This window comes from Comamonas sp. C11, assembly GCF_024496285.1.
In the GTDB taxonomy this organism is placed as follows: domain Bacteria; phylum Pseudomonadota; class Gammaproteobacteria; order Burkholderiales; family Burkholderiaceae_C; genus Comamonas; species Comamonas testosteroni_F.
The window spans coordinates 3,775,726-3,789,161 of sequence record NZ_CP101743.1; the positions used below are offsets into that span (position 1 = coordinate 3,775,726).

Annotated in this window: 14 protein-coding genes; 4 read left to right on the forward strand and 10 right to left on the reverse strand. The window is 59.8% G+C overall.

The genetic code is table 11. From position 1 onward, the window contains the following. Positions 1–137 precede the first annotated feature (137 nt). Positions 138–1,079, forward strand: a complete 942-nt coding sequence (locus tag NOX35_RS17260) for a LysR family transcriptional regulator (RefSeq protein WP_256494145.1) — start codon at positions 138–140, stop codon at positions 1,077–1,079. Between the two features lie 146 nt (positions 1,080–1,225). Here NOX35_RS17260 and NOX35_RS17265 read toward each other — a convergent pair whose 3' ends face one another. Beyond that, positions 1,226–1,588 (reverse strand): hypothetical protein, encoded by a 363-nt coding sequence (locus NOX35_RS17265; RefSeq protein ID WP_256494146.1) that lies wholly within the window; start codon positions 1,586–1,588, stop codon positions 1,226–1,228. Between the two features lie 354 nt (positions 1,589–1,942). On the opposite strand from NOX35_RS17265, the gene NOX35_RS17270 reads away from it, so the two are divergent. Next, on the forward strand, positions 1,943–3,169 hold the full coding sequence (locus NOX35_RS17270; RefSeq protein WP_256493548.1) for an IS256 family transposase: 1,227 nt from the start codon (positions 1,943–1,945) through the stop codon (positions 3,167–3,169). Between the two features lie 654 nt (positions 3,170–3,823). On the opposite strand, the gene NOX35_RS17275 is transcribed toward NOX35_RS17270, so the two are convergent. Continuing rightward, positions 3,824–5,070 (reverse strand): IS3 family transposase gene (locus NOX35_RS17275; RefSeq protein WP_256494147.1). Its coding sequence is split into 2 segments (ribosomal slippage): positions 3,824–4,740 and positions 4,740–5,070, totalling 1,248 coding nucleotides; the frame shifts between segments, so codons are not numbered across the junction. Between the two features lie 433 nt (positions 5,071–5,503). On the opposite strand from NOX35_RS17275, the gene NOX35_RS17280 reads away from it, so the two are divergent. Together NOX35_RS17280 and NOX35_RS17285 are read left to right on the forward strand one after the other, a co-directional pair. Further along, positions 5,504–5,899 carry a GFA family protein gene (locus NOX35_RS17280; RefSeq protein WP_256494148.1) on the forward strand — a complete coding sequence of 132 codons (396 nt, stop codon included), beginning with the start codon at positions 5,504–5,506 and terminating at the stop codon, positions 5,897–5,899. Between the two features lie 27 nt (positions 5,900–5,926). Continuing rightward, positions 5,927–7,051 carry a winged helix-turn-helix domain-containing protein gene (locus NOX35_RS17285; RefSeq protein WP_256494149.1) on the forward strand — a complete coding sequence of 375 codons (1,125 nt, stop codon included), beginning with the start codon at positions 5,927–5,929 and terminating at the stop codon, positions 7,049–7,051. Between the two features lie 417 nt (positions 7,052–7,468). Here the strand turns inward: NOX35_RS17285 and aphI are convergent, their stop codons facing one another. The 8 genes from aphI to dmpE all read right to left on the reverse strand — a co-directional run bounded on the left by aphI (position 7,469) and on the right by dmpE (position 13,418). Continuing rightward, entirely contained in the window at positions 7,469–7,660 is a 192-nt protein-coding gene (gene aphI / locus NOX35_RS17290) for a 2-hydroxymuconate tautomerase AphI (RefSeq protein ID WP_182283431.1), read from the reverse strand. A gap of 185 nt (positions 7,661–7,845) precedes the next feature. Further along, positions 7,846–8,826 carry a tripartite tricarboxylate transporter substrate binding protein gene (locus NOX35_RS17295; protein ID WP_256494150.1) on the reverse strand — a complete coding sequence of 327 codons (981 nt, stop codon included), beginning with the start codon at positions 8,824–8,826 and terminating at the stop codon, positions 7,846–7,848. 207 nt (positions 8,827–9,033) lie between these two features. Further along, a complete protein-coding gene (gene dmpH, locus NOX35_RS17300) occupies positions 9,034–9,825 on the reverse strand; it encodes a 2-oxo-3-hexenedioate decarboxylase (protein WP_182283433.1) in 792 nt (263 codons plus the stop codon). A gap of 65 nt (positions 9,826–9,890) precedes the next feature. Continuing rightward, positions 9,891–10,016 (reverse strand): hypothetical protein, encoded by a 126-nt coding sequence (locus tag NOX35_RS17305; protein ID WP_256494151.1) that lies wholly within the window; start codon positions 10,014–10,016, stop codon positions 9,891–9,893. 14 nt (positions 10,017–10,030) lie between these two features. Continuing rightward, positions 10,031–10,294, reverse strand: a complete 264-nt coding sequence (locus tag NOX35_RS17310; protein ID WP_256494152.1) for a hypothetical protein — start codon at positions 10,292–10,294, stop codon at positions 10,031–10,033. 216 nt (positions 10,295–10,510) lie between these two features. Continuing rightward, a complete protein-coding gene (gene aphG / locus NOX35_RS17315; protein ID WP_256494153.1) occupies positions 10,511–11,548 on the reverse strand; it encodes a 4-hydroxy-2-oxovalerate aldolase AphG in 1,038 nt (345 codons plus the stop codon). Positions 11,549–11,560: 12 nt separating this feature from the next. After that, positions 11,561–12,484 (reverse strand): acetaldehyde dehydrogenase AphF, encoded by a 924-nt coding sequence (gene aphF / locus NOX35_RS17320; RefSeq protein WP_256494154.1) that lies wholly within the window; start codon positions 12,482–12,484, stop codon positions 11,561–11,563. A 151-nt stretch (positions 12,485–12,635) separates the two neighbouring features. After that, positions 12,636–13,418 (reverse strand): 2-oxopent-4-enoate hydratase, encoded by a 783-nt coding sequence (gene dmpE / locus NOX35_RS17325; RefSeq protein ID WP_182283437.1) that lies wholly within the window; start codon positions 13,416–13,418, stop codon positions 12,636–12,638. Between the last annotated feature and the right edge of the window lie 18 nt (positions 13,419–13,436).

Sequence of the window (13,436 nt, forward strand, 5' to 3'; positions counted from 1 at the left end):
TGAATCTCTCCTGTCCATACGACGCCTGATGCATGGCCTACTGCGTTGCATCAAGCAAAAGGGCATCTTAGATTCCGCCACCAAAGAGAACTAGCATGCAAAATTGGGACATTTTCATACCTCAAACGGGATAATCAATGCGCGATGCACTCGATCTGAATAGCGTACGCGTCTATACGGCGGTTGTTGATGAGCAAAGCTTTGCTGGCGCATCGCGTCTTTTGGCGATGCCCTCGTCCAACGTCAGCCGCCATGTCGCGTCACTGGAGCGCAGACTCGGTACGCGGCTGCTGGAGCGAAGCACCCGCCACCTGCGCATGACGGAAGCCGGTCGATTGCTCTACGAGCGCGCCAAGCCCCTGCTCGACACTCTGCTCTCCACGCAGGAGGAGCTTGGCGCGGTGCAGCGCGAACTGCGTGGATCTCTGAGGATCTGCATGCCTGGCGAGGCACCAAGGCTGCTGGCCCCCATCCTCGCAGAATTCTGCAGCCTCCATCCGGGGATCGAGCTCGAATGCGATACCCGGATGACCGGACTGGAAGTGCTTCGAGAAGACATGGACCTTTCCATCGTCTTCCACCGGGGCCTTCAGGAGGACAGTGCTTTCATCACCCGCGAACTCGCCACACTGCCCAGCATCGTGGTTGCCGCGCCCTCCCTGCTGGCTAGAACCGGTATGCCACGCCATGTGCGTGAGCTGAAATCCCTGCCCTGCATCACCACCCTCAGCGCGCTGAAGGGCCAGCCCTGGCAGTTTCAGGACTCCGCAGGGCAAATCGTCAAGGTGCCGGTCCGCAGCCGCTACCGCGTCAACAGCGGAGAGCTGGCCGTGGCAGGTGCACGGCAAGGCATCGGCTTCGCGATTGTGGCAGCCTATCCCTGCCAGGAAGACCTGGCAACGGGTCGATTGCAGGAAGTGCCACTGGACCTCTGCCCTGCCCCCCTGCAGTTGCTTGGGGCATACAGCCATCGACATTCCGTGACTGCGCGTGTCCGGGCACTGCTGGAATTGATACAGCTACGGTTGGCCGGATCGGGAAGCCCTGCCACGGACCCCAGACCACATGGGAAGGTCTAGGACCAAAGTGGCGCACCGGACTCAAAGTCGAGCCTTTCGGAGCGCAAGCAGTCGTTTGGTATGGCTTTTTCAATATCAGCCTCTAACCAGGCTGTGCCAATCGCAGATCAACCCATAGCGGTCAGTCCCGTATCGTGACGCGGGGGTCAGGTTGTACTTTCGGAAGGCCGATGAGGTGGCTGGCTGAAAAATCGCCAGGTGATGAGGATTGCAGCCAATACGCCGACTGGATACGACAAACACATTCCGAAATAAAGCGATATGGCAAGGCCAACATCCCATGCGGCGGTTTGCAAAACAGTAAAACTCCGAAAAATGTAAGCCGCGATAAGCGCCCAGAGAAAAGTAAGTAACCACGGCAGGCACAGCACTGCAAACCACACTATGAAGCTGGCAAGAAGAGGTGCGATTCTTTGCTGATTTACTTCATGTTGGAGCGTTCGATACAGAGAGAAAGTAATGCCCGCGAAAAGCAGGATAGTGACAAGAGCGATGACCAAAGCGTTCATGTGCGACCTCACTTGAACTAAACACGGCATGACAGAGCACGACTAGTCCGCCAAGTGTCTTCACATGCTTTGCCTCTGACTTGAACGATTTCTTTTGTAGCGGTACGCGATACCTGAAGGCTTGAACGGAGTGATCTTGAGCATGGCACCGACAGGACACGGCCAGCTTCCGAAAATCAACGCAGCATTTACCTGCTCAGATGCCGACAAGTGCTCCTGATCGGCAATCTCTTCATGACCGGACTATGGAAGTCCCTGTAGATGCATTGCAATCAGTCATTTTCTGAGGGTGTGCAGAATTTTGTGTAAACGGACAATCCACCGCAGGCGCAAGTCTGCATGTCCGTAAGCACAATGACAACCAAGAAACACGAAGTCCCTGAAGAACTGCTGGCGAAACTGCTGGCTGATTACAAGAAACCTGAAGACCTGATCGGCGAGAACGGCCTGCTCAAGCAGCTGACCAAGCTGCTGGTAGAAAAGGCGCTGGACGCCGAACTGACCGAGCACCTCGGCCACGACCGACACGAACCGGTGGTCAACACCGGCGGCAACACTCGCAACGGCAAGAGCAGGAAGACGCTCAAGTGCGAGTTCGGCGAACTGCCCATCGAGGTGCCGCGCGACCGCAAGGGCACCTTCGAACCCCAACTGATCCCCAAGCACCAGACCCGCTGGGCCGGCTTCGACGACAAGATCATCTCCCTGTACGCCCGCGGCATGACGGTGCGCGAGATCCAGAGCCACCTAGAGGAGATGTACGGCACCGAGGTCTCGCCCAGCCTGATTTCCTCGGTGACCGACGCCGTGGCCGATGAGGTCAAGACCTGGCAAGCCCGCCCGCTCGATGCAATCTACCCTATCGTCTATCTGGACTGCATCCATGTGAAGGTGCGCGAGGGCGCTGTGCGGGTCAAGGCGGTGTACCTGGCCATCGGCATCACCATGACGGGCGAGAAGGAGGTGCTGGGCCTGTGGCTGGCGCAGACCGAGGGTGCCAAGTTCTGGCTGCAGGTGGTGACCGAATTGCGCAACCGGGGCGTGCATGACATCTTCATTGCCTGCGTCGATGGGCTCAAAGGTTTTCCGGAAGCCATCGAGGCCGTCTTCCCCAAGGCGGTGGTGCAGCTGTGCATCGTTCACATGGTGCGCCACAGCCTGAACTACGTCTCATGGAAGCGCCGCAAAGAAGTAGCTGCCGACCTGCGCCGTATCTACACGGCCGCCACCGCCGAGGAGGCCGAGCTGATGCTCGGTGAATTCGAGCAGCGCTGGGATACCGAGTACCTGCCCATCGGCCAGTCCTGGCGCAGGAACTGGAGCCGCTTGACCCCGTTCTTTGACTACCCGCCGGAAATCCGCAAGGTCATCTACACAACCAATGCCATCGAGTCGGTGAACATGGGCCTGAGGAAGCTGACCAAGAACCGGGGCTCGTTCCCCAGCGACGAGGCGCTGACCAAGCTGTTCTACCTGGCCCTGCGCAACATCAGCCAGAAGTGGACCATGCCCATCCGGGATTGGAAGGCTGCGCTGACCCGCTTTACCATTGAGTTCGGAGACCGCATCTCCGTCAATTGAAGTCCGAACCGTTTACACAAAAATTCGGACACGCCCCATTTTCTAGAAAAATACCAAAAAGATATCAGTGCAAGTAACACATAGAACAGCACTCCGATAAACAGCAAACCTGTGGCAGTGATGACTCGCTGCCCATCGCGCTTGAACCAAAGTGCTCCTGCGCCGCTATATAGACGTCGCTCACTGCTGCGCAGCTTCTCTCCACGCCATTGACCGAAGCTCGCGATGGCGACAACGATCTTTCCAGTAAATATCAGTACAAAATCGATACAGCACCAGAGCAGAAAGGCAATTACTTCGCTCATCAAAAATCCTTGATTGCATTAGTCAGCACTCTTTTCCATGAGGTCGGGTGAGCCATTGATCCTTCAATCTGTCGTTAAAAATGAAAACATTTTTTCTCGCGATATCGATGATGTTCTTCTTTAGTGCCGCGCAAGCCATGTCGTTTTCAGAGGCTGTGCAAAAGCTCCAGATTCTTGAGCTTGCGAGGCATAGCTCTGCGTATTGCGAGGGGCAAGGCATACCGACCAACCAATCCTATGACAACTGGCTGAACAAGAGTGGAGCCCTTTTTTCGGAAGCGCTTGTAGCTATCGAGAAGCAAGTAAGTGATCTTGCCCCCATAGTTCCGGACACCGTCCAGTCGCTAAGTTAGCCCTGATGGGCGGGGTGATTCTGCCGTCGTCGGAACTCCCTGGGCGACATCATCTTCAAACTCGAATGCGGGTGGATTTCGTTGAAGTGCTCGAACGCACCCGGCAATTGCGCCAGCACCGTCGGCGCGTCACGCAGGTCCATACGGCTCATGTAGTCGCGCTTGAAGGTGTTGACGAAGCTCTCGGCCATGCCGTTGCTCTGCGGGCTACACACGGGCGTGTTGATCGGCTTCAGGCCCAGCGATCTAGCAATGCCACGCGTCTCATGCGCGATGTAGGCGATGCCGTTGTCGGTGAGCAACTCCAATTCACGCTCCAGGGGCACGGCTTCAACCGTGCCCAAGCGCCGCTCCACGGCTTCCACCAGCATGTCGCGCACAGGCTCTCCCGCAAGTCCCTTGCCCTCCCAAGCTCGCCAGGCCAGGATCTCCCGGTCGCAGCAGTCCTTGGCGAAGGTGGCTGTGACCGTCTCGCCAGAATCGCACTTGATCTCAAAGCCGTCAGAGCACCAGCGCATGTTGCTCATCGGCACACTGACCTGGCCATCGTGAACACGGCTCGAATGCCGTCGCTTGGGCGCCTTGGGCAACAGCAGTCGATGCCGCGCCATGACCCGGTAGATGCGCTTGTGGTTCAGCACCTGTTGACCTTGCGAACGTCGCTCTCGATTGAGCAGCGCACCGGCGCGGCGATAGCCATAGCTGGGCAACTCGGCAATGTGGCGCAGCAGGTCAGCCAGCAAGGGCCCATCCTGGGCCGGGGTGCGGCCTCTGCGGTTGTCCTGCCAGTGGCCAGGGCGGTGATGCCGCACATGCAGATTCGAGCGCGCCACGCCCAGCACCGAGCAGACCGACTTCATTGGTCGTCCCCGGGCAATAAGGGCGAGCGCGCAATCCACTTTTTTGCTGCGGCAAGCTCCACGGCTTCCTTGAGTATCTCGTTCTCCAAGGTCTTTTTGCCCAGCACACGTTGCAGCTTGGCGATCTCGGCGCGAGCTGCGGCCAGCTCCGAAGCCGGCACAACCGCTTCACCGGCGCTCACGGCCACCAGCGCACCTTCGCGATCCAGTCGCCGCCAAGTGAACAGCAGGCTGGCAGAGACGCCCTCCTGGCGGGCCACGAGCGAGACGCTCATGCCCGGTTCATACGTCTTGCGAACCAAGGCCGCCTTCTCGACAGCCGACCAGCGACGCCTGCGCTGGTCTCGGGTGATGACCTCAATAGTTTCTGTATGCCTAGTCATACGCACAGTCCTATGCCTATCTCGAAGATAAGCGATGGACCGTGTCCGGAGATTCAAGGGGCTATCTCATAAGTAAGCAAGGCGTGTCAAAGGATGATCAGATAGTAGCCAGGGCGATCATCGTTAACGATATATCCAAAAGCGCTCAAGAGTACCTGTCAACGAAGGTGGTTGACTGTTCCAGGTTCGATTCGATATTGCTGACGTATTCACGTCAACTGAAGCGATGAAGCGGGCACCCGTCGTTGCAGGCAGTGAAAGTGGGTGCTTGTAAAAAGCTGCGCTCGGAGGTCCGCTACTGGCCGAACGGCGACTGTCGCTGTTCGATCCAAAGCAGACATTCCGTCAAGCTCTACAAGGCAAAGGGAAACATTGCTCATTTGCGAAATACTGTAATAATATACAGTATTAGTTTAAGAATGAAAGATGGGCTATGTTGAAAGGTAGTTGCTGCTGCGGAGAGGTGAAGTTTGAGGTCACCAGCCTGCCAACCATGATGGGCACATGCCATTGCAGCCGCTGCAGAAAGATAGGGGCCAGCACCTTCGTATTCGTCAAGCGTGATGACTTCACGTTGCTTTCTGGCGCTGACTCCATCACCACATTCAAGCCGGAAGCCCCGTACAAATACAGCCGCTGCTTCTGTTCTCGCTGCGGCTCTGCACTTGGCGAGGTGACCTCAACCGGCGAATCATTCCCCGTTGCAGCGAATTGCTTTGACGACGAATTGCCGCTCAGCAACCTCTTCCACGAATTCGTACAAGAAAAGCCCGACTGGTACGAAATATGTGATGACGCGAAGCAGTTCCCTGGGCACCCTCATCAGTAAAAAAACGTGGCAGCTCCAATACAGCACATGCGCTGGCGACAGCTTGCACTAGCGTCTCAAGGACTGGGCGGGCGCAAGAGGTTCGGCAAGGGTCTTGCTGGCACCTTGGCTGCGATTGAGCATCTGGGCTACGTGCAGATAGACACGCTGTCCGTTGTGGAGCGTGCACATCACCATGTTCTCTGGAACCGGGTGCCGGGCTACTCTTCGCAGTACCTGAATCAGTTGTCCAGTGCTGGAAAAATATTCGAATACTGGTTTCACGCAGCGGCTTACTTGCCTATGCGGGACTACCGGTTTGCGTTGCCACGCATGCTCTTCTTTCGTCGTGATGAGAGCCCCTACTTCAGGAGCGTCGATAAGGCTCTGATCGCGGAAATCCTTGCACGTGTGCGAGGAGAAGGGATGCTGAAAACACGCGACCTTAAGGAAAGCACCAAAGGCAAAAGTGTGTGGTGGGACCATGGACCAGGTCGGCGAGCACTCGACAAGTTGTTCATGCAGGGCGACTTGATGATTCGCGAGCGCAACGGCATGGAAAAGCTTTACGTGCTGCCGGAGCAATTGCTCTCCCCAGACGTGAATCAGCAAGAACCTACTGTCGATGAAATGGCGGCTTATCTCCTGGACAGCACCATGCGTGCACATGGTGTCTTTACCTTCGGACAGCTGCTTCATTTGCGTACCGGAAAGCCTTTGCGCAACGCGATGCGAGAGCTGTTGCAAGCGCGTCTGGAGCAAGGTGCCGTGCATAGATTGGATGACCTCGCTCATCCAGATACCTACGCTGTAGTTGCCAAGCCCCGAGCAGAACGTCTGTCACGTGAAAGCGCTGAAGTACGCCTGCTGTCGCCCTTCGACAACGCGGTGATTCACCGGGAGCGTCTGGCGCAGATGTTCCACTTTGATTACCGGCTTGAAAGCTACTTGCCTGCGGCCAAGCGCAAGTACGGCTATTTCTGTCTGCCCATCCTGTGGCAGGGCGAATTTGTGGGGCGTATTGACTGCAAGGCAGACCGTGGTGCCGCGCGCTTTTATGTGCACAACCAACATCTAGAACAGGGATGGGTTCCTGACACCGCTTTTCAGCAGGGGATGCAAAACGCCATTGGCGAACTGGCACGATTTTGTGGCTGCACTGAAGTTCAATAAACAATTTCGTACTTCGAGTCTCGCTGCTGAAAGACGAACGGCTGCTCATGGCCGATCTGCGACTGTCGCTGAACGACCCGTTGCAGCCGCTCAAGCCTCGTTGATCTACGACTGCTGTACAGCGATTGCCGCTGTTCCTGGCCCTATCGCGACCTATCGGCCACCGTTCCATAACGGCCATCCTAACATTGACACCGACAGCTACGCGGCGTTGTTCAGGCGCTGCCATACAGGCGGATTGCCATAGTGCCTTCTGCTGTTCCAGGCCGAAGAATGCACCATGACTTCCCAGGACCGTACATCCAAGTGATCCTATTGAAGCGGAAATAGGAGGCTTTGAATCATCTACAGACTCTGGTCGATCTAAGCTGAAGAATTTAAGACCGAGGTAATCAAGAGAGGTTGAGCCTCCGCCCGTCAGCGTCCCAGCTCTTTGGCACTGACGCCGGCAATGCCCCAGTTCTCCTTGGGCACATCGTGTATCCAGACCCGCACATTGGCGGCGGGAGCGCCAACGGCCTCGACCAGGGCCTGGGTAACCTTTTCAATCACCGCCTTTTTCTGTTCCTCGCTGCGACCTTCCAGCATGTAGATTTGTGCGAATGGCATCTGGCACCTTTTTTTCCATCAGTTATCGATTGCGCTGAGCTTGGTGGGCAGCCCCTCATCCAAAAGGATGAGGTAGCAAAGCTCAGGCCCGGGGCACAGCACCCAAAACCTCCCTGGCCCACCAGGGGTACGTAGCCCCACCCCCAAAGAGACAGGAGGAGGCCGCGCAGGAGTTCAGGGGGTACTTACGCTTTAATCCCCAACTTGCGAATCAAGTCTCCCCAGCGCTTGTTCTCGGCACGGATGAAGTCGGCGAACTGCTGCGGCGTGGTGACGCGCTGATTGCCCGAGATGTTGTCAAAGGCCTGCTGTACCTCGCCCGTCTTGGCACCGAGCTCCCAAGCCTGGTGCAGCTTGGTGATCACGGCCTGGGGCGTGGCGGCCGGCGCGACCAGGCCGAACCAGGTCTCGACCTCGAAGCCGGGGTAACCCGACTCGGCCACCGTGGGCACATCAGGCAAGGCCTTGGAACGCTGGGGCGAGGTCACGGCAATGACCCGCAGCTTGCCAGCCTTGATGTGCTGCAAGGTCGTGGCCAGCGAGCTTTCCATGCTCATCATTACCGTGCCCGACAGCAGATCGGGCACGATCTGGCTTGAGCCCTTGTAGGGCACATTGGTCAGTTGGATGCCGGCCACGGACTGCAGCAACTCGGCCGCCAGGTGGTTGCTGGTGCCAATGCCAGAGGTCGCGTAATTCACCTTGCCGGGATTGGCCTTGGCATAGGCCACCATGCCCTTGAGGTCGGAGAACGGCGCCCCCGGGTTGATCACCAGCGCGCAAGGCGTGGTGCCGACCAGGGAGATGGGACGCAAGTCCTTCTCCACATCAAAGGGCACGCTGTTGTACAGGTGGGGAGCAATGGCCAGACTGCTGATGGCTGTGAGCCCTATGGTGTAGCCATCGGTTGCGGCCTTGGCCACGGCGTCCGTGCCGATATTGCCGCCGGCCCCTGCCTTGTTCTCCACCACAAAGGGCTGGCCCAGCTTGTCGGACATGGCCTTGGCAGCCGCGCGGCCCATGACGTCCGTGGGGCCACCCGCCGGAAACGGCACGATCATGCGCACCGGGCGCGTGGGATAGCCGGCCTGCGCCAGGGCGCGCCCGGGCAGGCCCATGGCCATGGCAGCCATGGCGACCGCTGTCATCAACTCTCTTCTTTGCATTGCTTGTCTCCGTTGTCGTTCTGAAAAAACTTGAGGGTGCGCATCGTTTGGAGGCGCCAAGACAGCTCTGACTCAAATCCCAAACCCCTCAAAGCCTGGTGCTTGGCCTTTAAAACTGACGCGGCTAAGGCCTGGGAGGCCGAGCAAGGGCCGGCCCGTAGCGAGGACAGCGCCCCCCGAAGAAAGAGGGGGAAGGTGCGAAGCGACTTAGGGGGCGAACTGAATCGAGGTGCTGCCCATCCCCTGCACGCGCAAACACACATGGTCGCCAGCGGCCACGGCCACGGCCTCGGTGGCGCCGCCCGACAGAATCAGGCTGCCCGCCGGAATTTCCTGGCCACGCCGGCCCAGGTGGTTGGCCAGCATGGCGATGGCCGCAGCCGGGTGGCCCAGCACCGCCGCACCAGCCCCCATGGCCACGGGCTGACCGTTTTTCTCCAGCACCAGGCCTACTGTGCGCAGGTCCACGGCGTCGGGGCGCAAGGGCTGGCCGCCGACCACAAAGCGCGCGGCCGACGTGTTGTCGGCCACCACGCTCTTGAGGTCGAACTTGAAGTCGCGGTAGCGGCTGTCAATGACCTCGATGCCGGGCATCACAAAGTCGGTGGCGGCCAGCACAGCGCCGATATGGCAGCCAGGCCCTTTGAGCGCATGCTTGAGCACAAAGGCGATCTCGGGCTCCACCTTGGGGTGGATAAGCTCCGAGGTCTTGACCGTGCCGCCATCAGGCACGCTGAAGTAGTCCACCAGAAAGCCGAACACCGGGTCGGTGACGCCCATTTGCTTCATCTTGGCGTGCGAGGTCAGCCCGGCCTTGAGGCCCACCACGCGCGCGCCGCGCGCCAGCTTGCGAGCCAGGATGGCGGCCTGAATGGCGTAGGCATCGTCCCAGTCCATATCGGGATGGGCGTCGGTGATCTTCAAGGTATCGTGGGCCTGCAACTCGCAGGTCTCCAGATGCTCGGCAAGTTGTTCAATGGTTGCGGGGTTAAGTGCCATGTGGTGCTCCGAATATTGAAAATGAATGGACGGGCAAGGCCTGCTCAGGTCTGATCCTGTGTGAGCTAGGCCGTGACGGGAGTGAAGGGCGAGTGCGTGTTGTCCACGACTTCCAGCTCCCTGCAGCCCTGTGCGTTATTCAGCCATTGACCGCCCACGGCGGGTGTGGAGCAGACGTTGCGGCTGGGCATGCGGCCTGAGAAGCTCAGCGGCCCGACCACGATCCTGGCCTTGACGCGGCCTGCACGGCCAGATCGACCATGGCATGGGAAAAGCGCATCGTCTGCACCCTGGGCTTGCCGGTGCGCGTCTCCTGCTCGCGCGCCGCCTGGGCCGAACTCGCGCTGGTATAGCCCGAGCTGAAAGGCCAGGCCGGCGACCACCAGACTTCGTTGATCAGTGCAAGACACGGCTGACCTATCTGGCCCACGGTGTCCGCAAATGCAAAGGCCTTGGCCAGGGAGAGCATGCGTAGCTGGTAGCCGACCTAGCGCGCGGCCGCGTGAAATGCGATCACCATGGGCGGCTGCAGCGCGCCCGTGACCATGGATACGGCATCGCGCAAAGGCCGCCAGCGCCCCGGTGTTGGGCGAGATGATGGCAATGCGCAGCGCGCTGCCATCATCGGCCGCAGAGGCCCGGGGGGACTGTGCCAGACCCCAGGCCGCCGATGCCGCACGGCGCTTCATGCTGCGACCTTGATCCCGCGCGCACGCGCCATGGTCAGCGCCGTGTCTTCGATCATGTCTTCCTGGCCACCGACCATGCCGCGCCGGCCCAGTTCGACCAGCAGATCACGAGCCGGAATGCCGTACTTCTTCTCGGCCCGCTTGGCGAACAGCAAAAAGCTGCCGTACACACCCGCATAGCCCAGGGTCAGCGCGTCGCGGTCCACGCGAATGGGGAAGTCCATCAGCGGCACGACCAGGTCTTCGGCCACATCCTGGATCTTCCAGACATCGACGCCGGTCTCAATTCCCATGCGCTCGCACACGGCCACCAGCACTTCCATGGGGGTGTTGCCCGCACCAGCGCCCAGGCCTGCGGCCGCCGCATCAATGCGGTTGGCGCCTGCTTCCACGGCAACGATGGAATTCGCCACGCCCATGGCCAGATTGTGGTGGCCGTGAAAGCCCAGCTCAGTCTCGAGCTTGAGCGCAGCGCGCACGGCGGCAATGCGTTCCTTGACCTGGTCGGGCAGCAGATAGCCTGCCGAGTCGGTCACATAGACGCAGTTGGCGCCATAGCCTTCCATCAGCTTGGCCTGCTTGACCAGACCTTCGGCGCTGTTCATATGCGCCATCATCAAAAAGCCCACGGTGTCCATGCCCAGCTTGCGTGCGGCGGTGATGTGCTGCTCGCTCACATCGGCCTCGGTGCAATGCGTGGCTACGCGGATGGTAGACACGCCCAGTTCATGTGCCATCTGCAGGTGGTCCACGGTACCTATGCCGGGCAGCAGCAGGGCCGAGACCTTGGCCTGCTTCATCAGCGGGATCACGGTGGACAGGTATTCCTCGTCGCTGTGCGCGGGAAAGCCGTAGTTCACCGAGGCTCCGCCCAGGCCGTCGCCGTGGGTGACCTCGATCAGCGGCACGCCGGCCCCATCCAGGCCCTGCGCCACGCTCTTCATCTGCTCCAGCGTCATCAGATGGCGCTTGGGGTGCATGCCGTCACGCAGCGTCATGTCGTGGACGGTGATCTTCTTGCCTTTGAGTTCCATGTTGCCTCTCCTTCAGGCGGCTACGGGGGCCATGGGTGCGAGCGTGAGCTTGCCGGCCAGCATTTGTTCGGCGAACATCTCGGCTGTGCGCGCGGCGGCGGCGGTCATGATGTCCAGATTGCCCGCGTACTTGGGCAGGTAGTCGCCCAGGCCTTCGACCTCGAGGAAGACGGAGACGCGCTTGCCGTCAAACACCGGGCCGTTGACCAGGCGGTAGCCGGGCACGTATTTCTGCACCTCTGCCAGCATCTGGTGGATGGAGACGGTGATGGCGGCCTGGTCGGGCTCGTCCTCGGTCAGGCAGTGCACGGTGTCGCGCATCATCAAAGGGGGTTCGGCCGGGTTGATGACGATGATTGCCTTGCCTTTTTTGGCACCGCCTACCTTCTCCACCGCACCTGCCGTGGTGCGCGTGAATTCGTCAATGTTCTTGCGCGTGCCCGGTCCCACGGACTTGGAGGACACGGTGGCCACGATTTCGCCATAGGCGACGGCCTGCACGCGGCTCACCGCCGCTACCATGGGGATGGTGGCCTGCCCCCCGCAGGTAACCATATTCACATTCATGGCGCCGCTGCCCAGGTGCTGTATCAGGTTGACCGGGGGCACGCAGAAAGGGCCTATGGCCGCCGGCGTGAGGTCAATCATCAGCGCCCCCTGTTCGTTGACCTTGCGCGAGTTCTCGGCATGCACATAGGCGCTGGTGGCGTCGAACACGATTTGCACGCCATCGGCGTGCATATGCGGCAGCAGTCCATCCACGCCCTCAGCCGTAGTCTTGATGCCCATTTCACGCGCCCGCTTCAAGCCATCGGAATCGGGGTCTATGCCCACCATCCACACCGGCTCCAGCACGGGGCTGCGCTGCAGCTTGGCCAAGAGGTCGGTGCCGATATTGCCCGGTCCTATTAGCGCACATTTGATTTTTTGACTCATCACTGTTGTCTCCAAATAAATTTGTTATTCACATCGCCGCTCACATGCCACGCAACTGGCGCGGCCCAAGTCAGGGACAGCGAGCAAGGGCCGCCCCGCCGCAAGGCTGTCGTCCCCCTCGGGGGGAAGGCGCGAAGCGACTCAGGGGGGGTCATATGAACCTTACGGAACAACCGCCGATGCCACCGATGGAAACGCACAAGTTGTCCCCGGCCTTGACCGGCACCATGGCGGCCAGCGAGCCGGAGAGCACGACTTCTCCGGCCTCCAGCGCAATGCCGTAAGCGCCCAGGGTGTTGGCCAGCCAGGCCACGGCATTGGCCGGATGGCCCAGGGCCGCGCTGCCCGCGCCCGTGGCCACGATCTCGCCGTTTTTCTCCAGCACCATGCCGCAGGTACCCAGGTCCACATCGCGCGGGTCGACCAGGCGATCGCCCAGCACAAAAACGCCGCAGCTGGCGTTGTCGGCCACGGTGTCCTGGATCTTGATCTTCCAGTCGCGGATGCGGGAGTCGACGATCTCGAAACAGGCCATCACCCCCTCGGTGGCGGCCAGCACATCGGCTGCCGTCACGCCCGGACCCTGGAGCGTTTTCTTGAGCAAAAAGGCGATCTCGCCCTCGGCCTTGGGCTGTATCAGGCTGCTCGCCAAGACAGCCTCACCTTGGTTGAAGACCATGCCATCGGTGAGCCAACCAAAGTCGGGCTGGAACACGCCCAGCATGTCCATCACGGCCTTGGAGGTCACGCCTATCTTCTTCCCAACCACGCGCTCACCCGCCTCCAGGCGACGCGCCAGCATGCGCTGCTGTATGGCGTAGGCATCATCGACGGTGATGTCAGGATGGCGGTTGCTCAAAGGCTCGACCACCCTGCATTCACGCAGGGCCGCATACAGCTCATCGCCCAGGGAGTGTTGCAGTTCAGTGTTCATAGGAATGGCTCACGAAAA

What these genes read in the sequence shown, in the direction of transcription:
- dmpH (WP_182283433.1), bottom strand. Translation starts at nt 9,825, where the DNA reads ATGGCACTTAACCCCGCAACCATTGAACAACTTGCCGAGCATCTGGAG.
- NOX35_RS17285 (WP_256494149.1), top strand. Translation starts at nt 5,927, where the DNA reads ATGCGCTGGCGACAGCTTGCACTAGCGTCTCAAGGACTGGGCGGGCGC.
- aphF (WP_256494154.1), bottom strand. Translation starts at nt 12,484, where the DNA reads ATGAGTCAAAAAATCAAATGTGCGCTAATAGGACCGGGCAATATCGGC.
- NOX35_RS17295 (WP_256494150.1), bottom strand. Translation starts at nt 8,826, where the DNA reads ATGCAAAGAAGAGAGTTGATGACAGCGGTCGCCATGGCTGCCATGGCC.
- NOX35_RS17310 (WP_256494152.1), bottom strand. Translation starts at nt 10,294, where the DNA reads ATGCTCTCCCTGGCCAAGGCCTTTGCATTTGCGGACACCGTGGGCCAG.
- dmpE (WP_182283437.1), bottom strand. Translation starts at nt 13,418, where the DNA reads ATGAACACTGAACTGCAACACTCCCTGGGCGATGAGCTGTATGCGGCC.
- NOX35_RS17265 (WP_256494146.1), bottom strand. Translation starts at nt 1,588, where the DNA reads ATGAACGCTTTGGTCATCGCTCTTGTCACTATCCTGCTTTTCGCGGGC.
- aphG (WP_256494153.1), bottom strand. Translation starts at nt 11,548, where the DNA reads ATGGAACTCAAAGGCAAGAAGATCACCGTCCACGACATGACGCTGCGT.
- aphI (WP_182283431.1), bottom strand. Translation starts at nt 7,660, where the DNA reads ATGCCATTCGCACAAATCTACATGCTGGAAGGTCGCAGCGAGGAACAG.
- NOX35_RS17270 (WP_256493548.1), top strand. Translation starts at nt 1,943, where the DNA reads ATGACAACCAAGAAACACGAAGTCCCTGAAGAACTGCTGGCGAAACTG.
- NOX35_RS17305 (WP_256494151.1), bottom strand. Translation starts at nt 10,016, where the DNA reads ATGCCCAGCCGCAACGTCTGCTCCACACCCGCCGTGGGCGGTCAATGG.
- NOX35_RS17260 (WP_256494145.1), top strand. Translation starts at nt 138, where the DNA reads ATGCGCGATGCACTCGATCTGAATAGCGTACGCGTCTATACGGCGGTT.
- NOX35_RS17280 (WP_256494148.1), top strand. Translation starts at nt 5,504, where the DNA reads ATGTTGAAAGGTAGTTGCTGCTGCGGAGAGGTGAAGTTTGAGGTCACC.